Origin of the sequence: Bacillus sp. ISL-35, from assembly GCF_018613355.1 — a bacterium.
Taxonomy (GTDB): Bacteria; Bacillota; Bacilli; order Bacillales; family Cytobacillaceae; genus Mesobacillus.
The window spans coordinates 245,902-258,946 of record NZ_JAGGQK010000011.1 but is presented as its reverse complement, the minus strand read 5'-3'; the positions used below and the strand labels follow the sequence as shown (position 1 = coordinate 258,946).

General features: G+C 41.4%; 13 protein-coding genes. 6 read left to right on the top strand and 7 right to left on the bottom strand.

Translation table 11 applies throughout. From position 1 onward, the window contains the following. Positions 1–173 precede the first annotated feature (173 nt). From J7E38_RS16520 to J7E38_RS16510, 3 genes are all read left to right on the top strand, one after another. On the top strand, positions 174–488 hold the full coding sequence (locus J7E38_RS16520) for an ArsR/SmtB family transcription factor (protein ID WP_214706595.1): 315 nt from the start codon (positions 174–176) through the stop codon (positions 486–488). A gap of 83 nt (positions 489–571) precedes the next feature. Further along, a complete protein-coding gene (locus J7E38_RS16515) occupies positions 572–1,000 on the top strand; it encodes a DMT family transporter (RefSeq protein ID WP_214706597.1) in 429 nt (142 codons plus the stop codon). 11 nt (positions 1,001–1,011) lie between these two features. Next, positions 1,012–1,485, top strand: a complete 474-nt coding sequence (locus tag J7E38_RS16510) for a DMT family transporter (RefSeq protein ID WP_214706598.1) — start codon at positions 1,012–1,014, stop codon at positions 1,483–1,485. 176 nt (positions 1,486–1,661) lie between these two features. Here the strand turns inward: J7E38_RS16510 and J7E38_RS16505 are convergent, their stop codons facing one another. The 4 genes from J7E38_RS16505 to J7E38_RS16490 form a co-directional block, all read right to left on the bottom strand. After that, positions 1,662–2,423, bottom strand: coding sequence for a PAS domain S-box protein (locus J7E38_RS16505; protein ID WP_215038725.1), 762 nt, complete (start codon positions 2,421–2,423; stop codon positions 1,662–1,664). A gap of 194 nt (positions 2,424–2,617) precedes the next feature. Continuing rightward, positions 2,618–3,634, bottom strand: a complete 1,017-nt coding sequence (locus J7E38_RS16500) for a helix-turn-helix transcriptional regulator (protein WP_214706600.1) — start codon at positions 3,632–3,634, stop codon at positions 2,618–2,620. Between the two features lie 44 nt (positions 3,635–3,678). After that, positions 3,679–4,773, bottom strand: a complete 1,095-nt coding sequence (locus tag J7E38_RS16495; RefSeq protein WP_214706601.1) for a DUF4236 domain-containing protein — start codon at positions 4,771–4,773, stop codon at positions 3,679–3,681. A gap of 409 nt (positions 4,774–5,182) precedes the next feature. After that, positions 5,183–6,169 (bottom strand): Gfo/Idh/MocA family protein, encoded by a 987-nt coding sequence (locus J7E38_RS16490; protein ID WP_215038703.1) that lies wholly within the window; start codon positions 6,167–6,169, stop codon positions 5,183–5,185. 179 nt (positions 6,170–6,348) lie between these two features. Between J7E38_RS16490 and J7E38_RS16485 the strand changes: the two genes are divergently transcribed. Together J7E38_RS16485 and J7E38_RS16480 are read left to right on the top strand one after the other, a co-directional pair. Beyond that, positions 6,349–7,023: a DNA alkylation repair protein gene (locus tag J7E38_RS16485; RefSeq protein ID WP_214706603.1), complete on the top strand. Its 675-nt coding sequence runs from the start codon at positions 6,349–6,351 to the stop codon at positions 7,021–7,023. Positions 7,024–7,115: 92 nt separating this feature from the next. Next, on the top strand, positions 7,116–7,409 hold the full coding sequence (locus J7E38_RS16480) for a hypothetical protein (protein ID WP_214706605.1): 294 nt from the start codon (positions 7,116–7,118) through the stop codon (positions 7,407–7,409). A gap of 48 nt (positions 7,410–7,457) precedes the next feature. Here the strand turns inward: J7E38_RS16480 and J7E38_RS16475 are convergent, their stop codons facing one another. After that, positions 7,458–8,111, bottom strand: a complete 654-nt coding sequence (locus tag J7E38_RS16475; RefSeq protein WP_214706607.1) for a YcnI family copper-binding membrane protein — start codon at positions 8,109–8,111, stop codon at positions 7,458–7,460. A gap of 20 nt (positions 8,112–8,131) precedes the next feature. After that, complete coding sequence (locus J7E38_RS16470) at positions 8,132–9,718, bottom strand: copper resistance CopC/CopD family protein (protein ID WP_214706608.1); 1,587 nt, start codon at positions 9,716–9,718, stop codon at positions 8,132–8,134. A 412-nt stretch (positions 9,719–10,130) separates the two neighbouring features. Here J7E38_RS16470 and J7E38_RS16465 point away from each other — a divergent pair, with 412 nt between their 5' ends. Beyond that, the gene (locus J7E38_RS16465; protein ID WP_214706609.1) at positions 10,131–11,045 is read left to right on the top strand and encodes a hypothetical protein; all 915 of its coding nucleotides are present in this window, start codon (positions 10,131–10,133) and stop codon (positions 11,043–11,045) included. A gap of 199 nt (positions 11,046–11,244) precedes the next feature. Here the strand turns inward: J7E38_RS16465 and J7E38_RS16460 are convergent, their stop codons facing one another. Next, positions 11,245–12,885, bottom strand: a complete 1,641-nt coding sequence (locus tag J7E38_RS16460) for a multicopper oxidase family protein (protein WP_214706610.1) — start codon at positions 12,883–12,885, stop codon at positions 11,245–11,247. Positions 12,886–13,045 lie beyond the last annotated feature (160 nt).

The following is a 13,045-nucleotide window of genomic DNA, read 5'->3' as shown; positions in this document are numbered from 1 at the left end:
CTTCATTACAGGAATGCTGCCTCTTTAGCTCAATAAATCGGTTAATCCCTCCTGGATCAACTCACCTACTAGTTTAGTACATTTGTTTACATACTTTTTTCAATAACATAGCTGGATAATAGTCAAAACCATAATATTGACATATCGAAAAAAATCGATATATAATGTGAAACATGGAACCAATCGATATTTTTAAGGCGTTATCAAACGAAACTAGACTTAATATTTTGCAGTGGTTGAAGGAACCCGAGAAGCATTTCCCTAAACAAGGCGCTCACCTGCCAAAGGAGGTAAGCTATAAAGGCGGAGTATGTGTAGGGGATATACAAGAAAAGGCTAAAGCTTCTCAATCTACGGTTTCCCACTACTTAAATATGATGCAAAAAGCCGGTCTACTTGAATCCGTTCGGCATGGTCAGTGGACTTATTATAGAAGGAATGAAGAAGTTATTCGTCGGTTTGCTGAATATTTTAAAACAGAAATCTAAATTTAATGATTTCTGTTTTTTATAAAACCATATATCGATTATTCTAGATATTTAAATATAGAAAACTTAGGGGGATTTATTAAATGCGTTACTTCTCATATCTATTAGCGTTATTAGCTGGTGCCGCACTAAGCTTTGAAGGAGCTATCTATGGTGAACTTGGGAAAACAATAGGTCAGATAGAAACAAGTTTTTACAACTTTTTTATGGGATCCATAATCATGGTGCTATTATGGATATTCTTCGGGAAAGGTAAGCTTTCATACGTTGTAGAAGCCCCCAAATGGTCACTTCTTGGCGGGGTTTTAGGGGTAGTTTATTTAACATCGATTGTGGTTAGTGTTCCTTTTGTTGGTGTTGGGATAACCATGATTGCAGTAATAATTGGTCAGCTAATAATGAGTATGGTTATTGAACATTATGGTTGGATGGGCAGCAAGAAAACTACAATCAATAGAGAAAAAATATACGCAGTCATTTCAATGATGATAGCACTTATTTTAGTTAACTAGGGGGATTAAATATGGGTATTATAATGATTCTATTTACATTTTTCGGCGGGATTACTCTTAGCGCCCAATCGTCTATTAATGGTACATTAAGTCGAAAAGCAGGAACACTTGAAACTACATTATTAACCTTTCTAACTGGGACAATGTTCTTAGCCATTTCCATTCTTTTTTTTGGTAAAGGAAATGTGCTTGGAATTTTAGAAGTACCTAAATGGCAATTAAGTGCAGCGTTTTTAGGCACATTATACTTACTTCTCACTGTTATGGCGGTACCAAGAATTGGTGTTATCGCAACCAATATTGCTGGTATAGCTGGACAGCTTGTAATCGGTGTCCTTATTGATCATTTCGGGTGGTTTAATAGTATGGTAATATCCCTAGATATGAAACGGGCATTTGCTTTACTATTCATGCTTATTGCCCTTTATTTTATCTATAAAGGAAATAAACGCTCAAGTGAAGAAACTAATGCACAGCATATTTAATTAATATATAGCGCTGCAATCTATAAAATAATGGTTGCAGCGTTTTTTATTAGTGGTTAAAAATATTCTTTTTCAACTCCTCGTTATCTCAATAAGAAATTCAACCAAAAAAGGCCGTTAATCCTTCATAGATTAACAGGCCCGCAAGTTCATGCAATAGAACTTTGAACAATATCTTACTTAGTATTATTTACTCCTAAAAAGGTCAAGGCGTCCTTAACATTGGAAAAAGTACTTATGTTTTTTAAGTTGAGGCCAATGTTAACTGCTTCTTCAGCTAATTTGGGTCTTATCCCTGTTAAAAAACACTTAACTCCGATTAAATTTAGTACACTATTAATTTTAAATAGTGAGTCAATCACTAAAGTATCAATTTTATAAATCCCTGAACAATCTAAAATTAAACTGTGTACCTCTTTTTCCTGAACATTGACCGGTACTAATTCTAAGAGTTGTTGTGCCCTATCCTGATTTATTGCACCTACTAAAGGAAGTACAGCAATGCCTTCTAATAGGGGTACAATATTGGACGCTAGCTCATTTATTTGTTTATTCATTTCATTTTGGACTTTTTCTTGTTGTTTTCTCTCCGTGATGTCTTTTACATAAGTTTGAATGGCTTTTGTTTCCCCAATCTTAATAGGGTGACAATATAATTCTACTTCAACGGATGTTCCATCCATTCTATATATTGTTTCCTCAATAAGCTCGGCGGGTTCACTATAAGCCCCCGATATTCTTTTTGTAATTGCGGGTTTAGATGTATCTTTAAAGATATCCAGCGGACTTGCCCCAACTAACTCTTTACTTGAGGCTCTGAAAAATTTTCCAGCTGCTTCATTTACATATATGATCTTCAGTTGCGAATGAACAATTAGTGGGTCCAGTGCATATTCAATTACTTCCTTGTAATTTATACCTTCAATATTCTCACTCATTACTTTCACTTATTACTTTCACTCCCTAAATAAAGGGTAAATCATTCTATCTTTATATACAAGGAGAAGCACTTATCAGTAATAATGGTTAATACATGCCCTACAAAACAAAAGACCAAATCGCCATTATAGCAATTTGGTCCACGAAACTAATAACATATTTTTTTTAAAACCGCTACTCGAAAACGCAGGTGCTACTGATACACTTTATAAAACTTTTCAACCTCTTCTTTTATCCTGTCCACGAGTGTTGGCGGGGTCATGACCTTAGCATCGCTGCCCCAGGTCATCAGCCACCTGACGAGTCCGTCGCTGATGATGGCCTGGGTGGAGATTCGGAATTTATCGTTTCCGACCGGGCGGATGTTCACTCCGCGCCCGAACCGGTCAATCACGACATTGATTAAATCCGCGTTAAACTCGATCTCGACCAGCGCTTCTTCCCCGGAATACATATGAAACAATTTTTCAGTGTACTTTGAGACATCGAACCCCGGATCACGCAAAAAGGTTTCCTCCAGGGCCGCCACCTCTCTCATCCGGTCAACACGGTAATGGCGGATTTCCTCTGTAGGCAAATACTCACCAATCAGATAATAAAAATTATTATGCCACACCAATGCATATGGCTTTAGCTGATAAAAATTGCCTTTATTACTCAGCTTGAATTTCTTTTCCAGGTTATATCGTCCATATTTGAACTGGATATAACGGTTTTCAAGAATCGCCGTGTGGAGCATATGAATGGAATACTTGATTTTCGTATTCTCATTCTTGGAATTCTCGGATAAAACAATCCGATTCCCCAGCTGCTTGGCCTGATGGATGCTTGTCAGCTGCTTGATTTTATCCACCAGATCTTCGGTTTCCTTAGTGGAGATAAATTTTGCAGACGAAACGGCATCGATCAGCAATCGCAACTCATGGATTTCAAATAAACGCTGCTGGTGGCTGTAGAACTTCTCCACCCCGTCTTTCTCCTGGTTTACCGTTACATCAAATAAATCCGACTCCTCCAACTCCTTCAAATCATCACGAATCGCCTTCTTTCCGGCATGAATCTTGTACTCTTCGTAAAAAAGATCCAAAATCCCATCCAATTTAAATTGATTTTCTTCATCTGTATGCTTTCTTAGCACTTCCTGTAATTTAATCAGCCGTTGTTTGGAGGAAAGTTTAGTCGTAACATCATCAACCTGTTTTGTACTCAATGATCCCCTCTCCCTTATCGTTTTCTCTCTTGCGGTTCTCCCATTCAATCCAGAATCTCCTTCACCTCTTCAAACCCCTTCGTCTTCTTAAAATTCATCTGATGCTCGAAGTTTTTCAATGCATCTGATGGATCGAGATTCGTAAAATTCAGGTGTTTCAGGGTTGGTTTGTCGTATTTTACAGAGAGGATCGCGCCTTTATCTTCATGCCCTGTTGCTGTATTTAGCCGCTCTTCATAGGCATGGACAAACACATGCTGAACTGGTAAAAGCGCGAACAGATCTCTGGCAATCCGGAGTGCACAGCTGCAGACATAATCTTGATAAAGATCATAGTACGTCGTTTTCGTCAGATTTTTCTCGGACAGTTTTCCTGTCTTCGTCAATGACAGCGCCTTTTCCGGAACGGCGTCCTTAGCATTGACATCAAAAGACACATGGATGAGATCAGGTTGATCTGTCCCGAACTCAAAGCCGCTCCCAAACTCCACCAACTCATCCAGCGGCCTGAACTCGTCAATCACCTCAAAGTAAGCATCCACGTCCTTTTCCAATATCCTCTTGGAGACATCGTGCATATACTTCCACTCATTCATAAGCTCTTGATCCTTTTGGATCGCTGCCTGGACTTCCTCTTCCAGTTTCCGCTTTTTCGCTTCATCCCTTTTAAAAAGACGATCAAAAAAGCCTGGCTGATAACGCTGCAGCTGCTCCCTGGCCTGTCGCTCATTTTGCCCTGCCTGCCCTTCCTCGAAAGGAGCCTTCCTGCTATACACCTCGTCCCAATCCACTTCATCATCACACTCATGATGAATGGAACGGATTTGGTCCAGGCGATTTTCATATAACTCCACCTGCAGCCGTGCATACTCCTGCTCCTGCAGCTTCTGTCGGTCCCTTTCAAGTCGCGCCAGTTCATTCCGCCTCTTATAAGCATCCCTCTTATAAGACCTGGAACTCGAAGTCGACGAATAGGAAATCCCACTGCCCGGAATCCCCACGGTCGACGTCTTTCTCCCACTGCTATGGACCGAATACCGCAATCCTCTCCCGCCGACACTCATCCCGACACCACTTTTGCCAACATTCACCCTGACTCCCGGCGCCACTTTGAAACTCTTGCGAAAACGCAACCCCATATTCAAACCCGCTCCTTTGTTAGTCCTGTTAGTAAAAGAATACCATAGTGCTAGATGATTTTTTACATTTCACTTCCAATCAGAGGGATTCATCTAAAAGGGTCGGTCAATAACCGTGCCGCGTTCATTTTGTTCTGAGGCTTCCATGGGTAACCCTTTAAATACAGCAGTCAATGAGTCAAAATACAGCCCTATAAAAAGTTTATCAGGTGGGTTTCAGCGAAAATCAACAGTTTATTCGCTAAAATTTATATTTGTTCGAGAAAACGATACATTTATTCGCTAAAAAACCTTTTTATTCGCAAAAACGGTGCGTTTATTCGCAAACTGGAAATTTTGAGTGTTTTTTTCCAGTTCAAACACACAAAATGAAGCACAGGAAAATCCTGTGCTTCATTTTTTGACCCTATCACTCACCCGGATATTTCAATCCCCATTGCCCACGGATTTCATCCATCAGTTTCATGATTTTCAAAGATTCATCCAGCGGAACGACCGGGCTTTCTACCAGTCCCTGGTTCAGGCATCGGCCTACTTCTTCTATTTCAAACGCATAACCGGCCGATTGCCGGTCATCATTGAAGGTCTCTGCTACCTCGCCATTTTTATATAAGAAGGCTAATTTGGCACTGTGGAAAGATGGAATTCGAATATAACCCTCTGTTCCCAGTATGTATGCTTCGTTCGTTAAATCAACGCGAAAGGCTCCATTAAGGGTGGCGGTTTTTCCAGCAGGATAGGACATGAGAATCGAAAACTGTTCATCGACACCGGTTTCGCCAATATGAGCCGTACTCAAGATTTTCTCCGGCTTTGTTCCAAGGATCATGGTTGCAAAGGTTACAGGATAAATCCCTACATCAAGCAAGGCTCCTCCTCCAAGGGCCGGATTCAGCAATCTCCCCTCAGGATTCCACGGCGCACGGAAACCAAAATCGGCTTTCACTAACATAACTTCGCCGATTTCCCCACGGTCAATCCATTCTCTCACCTTCAAAATCGGCGGCAGGAACTTTGTCCACATTGCCTCCATCAAGAAAAGCTTTTGCTCCCTGGCAAACTGGATGACTTCTTCCAGATCTCTGCTATTGATGGTAAAAGGCTTCTCGCAAAGCACAGCCTTGCCGGCACGAAGGCACGCTAGTACATTTTCTTTGTGAAAAGGATGTGGCGTCGCAACATAAATGGCATCGACATCAGGATCCTGAACCAGTTCTTCGTAGCTTCCATAAGCCCGGGAAACTCCATGCTCCTCCGCAAACTTTTCCGCACTCTCTTTCGTACGAGAACCAACTGCAAGCTTCTCGGTATTCTTAGCAAACTCCAAGTCCCTCGCAAAAGCACCTGCGATTCCACCTGTGCCTAAAATTCCCCACTTGATCACTTTTTCGCCCATCATTTCCAACTCCTTAAAAAGTAGTCTTATAGAAAACAAGCCTTGTTAGTCTATTATACTATTAATGGACATAGGGACAGGTGCTGCTGCCCCCTAATGTGCCATTTTCAGAAAAAGTGCTTACCATTTGAAATAACGTTACAATAGATTTAAATTAAACACGAAATGGCGGAGCAGAAATGAATCAATATGTAGAAGCGTTATATCATGCGGCATCAGCACACCGGAATGAGGAAGAAGCAGTCAGGCTGTCCAATTACATGCGGAATCAGTTCAGCTTTATTGGTTTGAGAGCGCCGCAGCTGAAAGAGGTATTCAAGCAGCATGTGAAGAATCATGGCTTGCCAGCGAAAGAAGACTTACACAAGGTCATCACTTCCCTATGGGACCTGGAAGAAAGAGAGATGCAGATTGCTGGTCTTTACTTGCTAGATTTAATGAAGAAACAGTTCACCGAAGAGGATCTTTCCCTGTTAGAATACATCATCACGACCAAGCCATGGTGGGACACGATCGACCATATTGCGAAAAAACATTTTGGATATTATCTTGAAAAGTTCCCGCATGCCAGGCAGCTCATCGTCGACAATTGGATTGCCTCCGAGAACATCTGGCTGATCCGCTCATGTATCTTGTTCCAACTGGGATACAAAGAAAAAACAGACGTGGCGATGCTAGAGGATATCATCTCAAGAACCTGCCACACCAAAGAATTTTTCATCAATAAAGCAATCGGCTGGGCATTAAGGGAGTACGCTAAACAAGACCCGGAGAAAGTTATTGAAATAACCAATACATACCCGCTGTCAAACTTGAGCCGGAGAGAAGCATTGAAGCATTTGAAGGTAGATTAATTAGAGAGAAACGCTGAAACATATGAGGATAGAGTACCTAGAGAGAAGCGTCGAACATAGAAAGATAGATGAATTAGGAAGCTGGGGGATTCATGAAAAAAGCAATTCTGTTGATGGTATTTTGCTTCCTCATCATTTTTTCCGTCATTGCACAGATATCTGATCGATTCATTTACTGGCTGAGCCCAAACGCACTTTCTCTTATAGACGAAAGAATGACCTATACGTTTGTGCCTGTGCTGATCAATTTCTTCATTGTATTTTTACTGTGGAAAATAAGAGTTTCGAAGTCTCTTTTCAATTTGTCTTTAATCATCAACGTTATTTTTTTCTTGTTTTATTTTTATTATCAATATGGAGATACGGGCCTTGGAATAACAAGATAACGTAAAAAGGGAGCATAGGGGGTACGTCCCCCATGCTCCCTATTCAAATTATCCTCTTTTTTTCAAAGAAATAACCAATGCCAGCAATCCTGCAATCAAAGCAGCAATTGAAAGGTAAAGCGGCATATTGCTTGTGGCTGTTTTTGCTTCCGTGTCATTCGTGAGGTCTCCGGCAGCACTGTGGTCTTTTGACGGTTCAGCTGCTGCAGCTCCATGCCCGTGATCTGAAGATCCATCCGCCGGATTTACTGTTGTGACTGAAGCTGGCTTGTCTGCGTCAGGTGCTCCGATCCATTCGACTGTACTGCCGTCGCTGTAAGTTTGATACGCTTTCCAAACGATTTCTGTCGCTTCATCGCCAACTTTTCCCTGGATGTTGAATTGTACGAATTCAGTTGCTGATAGGCCTTTTTCTTCCGCTGTCCACACAACACTCGTGATTTTCCCAGTGTCATCTTTTTGAACTTCGCAGTTCCAGCCTGGTTTGGCTTCAAAGCGGGTGATGTTCACCTGTTCAGGGAATTTCACTTCCACTTTCGTTGTTTGGGCGTCTTCTTTTTCAGAAGGAACTCGCACAGTGAACACTTCATATTTCCCTTGTGAAGTCTCCTGAGGCTGAACGGACACATGCGCGCTTGCCGCACCGACAAAAAGAGTGATTGCCCCAATCATTGCGATCGTTAAGGTTAAAAGTTTTTTCATGTTGTAATCTCCTCTTTATTTTAATAAACAATAAAATCCTTATGGAACACCTTTTCATTATCCTCGGAATCTACTATCCGGAGCTCCGCCGTCCAGTTGCCTTCAATTGGCAGATACGAGCCATTGACCTTGAATTGTACATTGCTGGATTGTTCCACTTCTGAAAAAGGAACTTGGATCGGTTGGATTTCAAGGTTGTCTTGATAGATCAAAAATAGTTCAATCCGTTTAATCTCCAGGTTTTCTTTCTGCGCATTTGCGGTCACTTTGAAATGATTATACCCAGGTGCCTTTGGTGAGATGGATGTTGTAAAATCAATGTACTGATCTTCATTTTTCCATTCCAAAGGTTCGTTTTCCGGAAGTGGATTCAAGTGAGTTAACACACCCACAATTCCTAAAATGATGACCATCACACTGAAATCGATTTTCACCAGGCTGCTGATTGAACCTTCTTTTTTCTTTTTCAAGGATTGGCGTAAAAGTGCACCAATCACAAACACCAGTGTGATTAGGCCAACTTTGACCAGAAGCAGTTTCCCCCATAGTGTATGGAGCAGATAATTGAGCTCCGGCAAGAAGATCAACGTGTAAGACACTCCTGTTAAAATCAGGATCAGCATGCTGATTAAAGCAACCTGCGAAAAGAACGGGAGAAACTGTCTAATGTGTTCCCTCTGCTTTTTCCAGTAAGCCAGAATATACAGCAGGCCTCCTGCCCATATCGCGGCTCCTAGTAAATGGACGACATCCAGCTGCATTGACATCGAGCGGATTTCCGTTTCGAAGGCGGCTGCATGTCCGTTAAAACTCTTTACCGACATCACGGCCAATACCCAAATCAAATCGAGCCATTTGAATCGAAGCAGAAGCGGTAAACCAAATAGAGACAAAAGCACAGAAGCGACCAAAGACAACCCAACTGTGGTGCCTGTCAGAATCGCCCCAATTTCAGCCAGTGTCCAGTGATCAACCAAATCGGCTAATTGGACGAATACCAATCCCACAGTGGTGATCAACAGGGCAATTTGTAATCGAAACGCCCGCTGTCTAAAAGATGGCATCATTTCTTTTTCCAAAGTATGTATGGCTCCCCATACGATCCAGCCAGTCGTCAGGATCAATGACATATAAAAAAGAATCCTAACCGACGACTTCAATACATTAACCGCGGGTGAGCTCTCTTGTTTTTCAAGGACCTGCTGGTTAATATCCCTTTTGAAGACCGTTTCTTCCCCTATGGAGATGACATAAGAACTCTTAATGGGATGACCATCCGCTGAAATGACGCTGTAGGATATGACATAATTCCCCTCAGGCAGTTCAGGCAAAGGCTGCGCGATGGATTTTTGATCCTTGCTCATCTCCGGCTTGCCGTTGACAACCCTTTCCCCTTTTTCGTTAAAAACCTTGATCGAATAGAGTTGGTTTTCAAGTCTTTCATCAAAGGTCAGAACGATTTCTTCAGGGGAATCTGTTAATTCACTGTCCGGGGCAGGCTCAGCCATCTTTAGCGTCGCATGGGCAAAAACTTCTTGCGGAATCATAAAAATGAAGATAAGAGAAAATAAAATAAAAAGATTACTAATGGCACTTCGCTTGCTCACGATCAATATCACCTGCCTTTTTCAAAACTCACATACCCAATAGTGTATCATTTGGTACTATACACTATCAATACAAGGTTTATGGTAAAAACACAGGACTTTTCCGCGACAAAGCGACGGTTTTGCCGTTTCATGAATTTACATCTTTAACATAATAGGAATGGATTGTATCATCCCTCTTTTTTTCACCTTACCCATACAAAAAAGGAACACCGGACACGCCCCCCTTTTTTCCTAGTAAACTACCATAACATACCACCACGTATACCATTGAACATCATACTTAGTAGTAGTATAGTTTACCCTTACGGCATTATCGGCAGCTGGACAAGGACCATTGAACTAACATTGTCGAGAAGATAATCCTATATGATCGGCAAAAACAAAAACAACAAATAGGGGAGATCGTAACATGCCATTCAGCTCAATTCTTACAAAAGTAATAGCAGGTACAGTCTTTGCAGGTGGTATTACAGTAGCAGGTATCAACTACAAGGGCACAGAAGATATTAACAACATTAAGAGCATGGCTGAGGATATGAAAAATAACTTTGTACATGCAGTATCTGATAAAGATTACATTAAAGGAAAGTTTAAAGAATTAAAGGTTATGTACAATGAGGCAACTACAGAGGCCAACAGTACAATAAGTTCTTTAAAAACAGATAAAGCAGATCTAGAGTACACTGTCAATGAGCTCACCGCTCAGCTAAAGGACGCTCAGGCAGAGATTGCTAGACTACAAGAAGCAGGGGTTTCAGATGAGGAAAACTCCGGGGCTCAGGCAGAACTGCAGAATACAATAGATGAACTAGAGGAACAGCTAGACAGAGCTAATACAGAGATTGCAGGACTAGAAGCAGAGGTATCCAGGTTGAAAACAGATACAGAATATACTCCTGAGGATAAAGCTGAATATGATGTAGAGCCTGTCGAGATTGAGGATAATTGGGAGTCTGCTCAACCATACACTCCTGAGGAGGAGCTAGATAACTTTTACACAGTCTTTGTAGACCATGATGCCATTGAGCAAAATTGGGAAGATGTAAAAGCAATGGATAAGGCTGTACCACAGATCGAGGAAGAGCTAAATAATTTCGAAACCTATGTAGACATCATTGGTGTACAAGTAATAGATGGACAACTGGCTTATGTAATTACTCAGGATACGAATGCACAAGTACTAAAAGATACGGGAGCTAACTCTGATGCTGCCATGAGCCTTGTTATGGAGCTAGGATATGACAAGTTAGACTTTGTGATGCCTACTGAAGGAAGATATTTTCTCGCCTTTTCTATAGGTGGAGATGGATACGTTATTAGATAACGCGGAACGCGGGTACTATTATTCGTTTCATTCGAGCTATTCATGCTAATTGAGTCTTATCCACCAAAAGGATAAGGCTTTCTTTTTTATTGCAAGTATAGATAAAGGTATAGACAAAGGGACTGTTTTCCAGTCCCCAAAAAAAACTGCACCTCCAATTGTTTGGTGTGTGTGACAATTGGGGTGCAGTTCAAAATCTCTATGAATCTCGCATCAATCCATTCTTTTCAGTAATGATCAATGGCCGCATCATATCATTATCTTCATGCTCAAGAATGTGGCAGTGCCATACATATTCTCCTGTGTAGCTATTAAAGGGGACAACGATCCGCGTTACTTTCCCAGGTTCAACCCTTACTGTATCCTTCCATCCGTTTTCACTTGGATGCGGATCATGTTTTTCGCCAAGTATAATCCCTTCACCAGTGTTAATCCATTCCTCTTCATTAAAATTGTTTACATCAAAATCCTGGCGATTTAGGATCCGGAATTGAGCAAGATGCAAATGAATAGGATGAGTAATATTTGGCGGAATACCCATTGGACTATCAGGATTGAAAGTCGGGCTTGCAAACTCCCAAATTTCTACACTATCCACTTCTGGGAATTCTGTAGCAGCATCCCTGAATCCCAAATGATTGATCGTTAATCTGTTTCCATCCTGAGTCATGACAAATCTTCTTGTTTTTGAACGGGCCCAGTTAGGGTTAATTTTTTTCAAATTGACAAGTTTTCTTGGTATTTCACTTTCGTCTTCACCTTCACATTCCAACCCTACTCTAAACTGCATTACATCTCTTTTAAACGGTTCTATTTCCCCTGCCAGATTCAATTCTTCTGTTCTTAGTGTAATCGTCTGACCTGCTAATTTTGAAAAGTCGATGATGACATCTAATCGTTCAGCAGGATCTAGCGGAAATTTTTCAATTCGCTTGGGCCTTTCAATCAATCCGCCATCAGTGCCAATTTGCCAGAAGGGATGCTGCTTTAAGTTTTCGTCTAAGAGCAAGAAATCAAAACCGTTTGTGTTCGAAGCATTCAACATTCTGAAGCGGTACTTTCTTGGCTCAACGTTAAGATATGGCCATACCTTTCCATTCACAACCATCGTATTCCCAATAAAGGCCCGAACGACTGGAGCTGGCGGGTAAAAAAGTGAACCATCTGTCCTAAACGTTTTATCTTGAATCATCAGCGGTATATCATATTTCCCTGTCGGAAGATCAAGTTTTTCTTCCTTTGAATCGTGGATAAGATAGAATCCAGCCAAGCCGGCATAAAGATTAAGCCTGGTAATCCCCAATGCATGGTCATGGTACCAAAGCGTGGTTGCCTGTTGGTCATTTGGATATAAATATACTTGCCTGCTAAACTTATCACCAACTTGAGCGTAGTTGCGTGAAAACCACGCCTCAGGATGACCATCGCTGTCAGGAGCTACATTCGCGCCGTGAAGATGCACGACCGTACGCACCTCTGGATTAGGAGGCATCGAATCATGCAAAGTTGGATCTACCGGCAAAAAGTGGTCCAACGGCAAATGATTGATCCATTTTACATGAAGAGTTTCCCCTCTCCTGGTCTCAATCGTAGGACCAGGATAGATGCCATTATAGCCATAAATGATCGTCTCATTAAAGTCCCGGTGAAACTTGTGGCTTCCGCACTTCATTTCAATCTCATAATAGGCAGAATCTTCTCCTTGAGACATAGGAGTCAACACCGGTGGAATTGGAAGCTCATCAACAAACTTTTGGATTGTACCTGGAAGTTTTACTGGTACATTGGCTGCATACTCAGGACAACTATTTGTTTCGGAGTTTCCGGAATTCTCATTCATAACACTCACCTTCCCTTTTAGTAGTTTTCATTCAATAGAAACTAGCTTCTATATTAGTAAATGTAAATAAGACAAGCTGGTGTAGGTCATTTATTTATACACTTGTAAAATGTGTGAATATCCTCGTTGCCTGGAATGGCAGAGGAGGAGTAAATGCGGA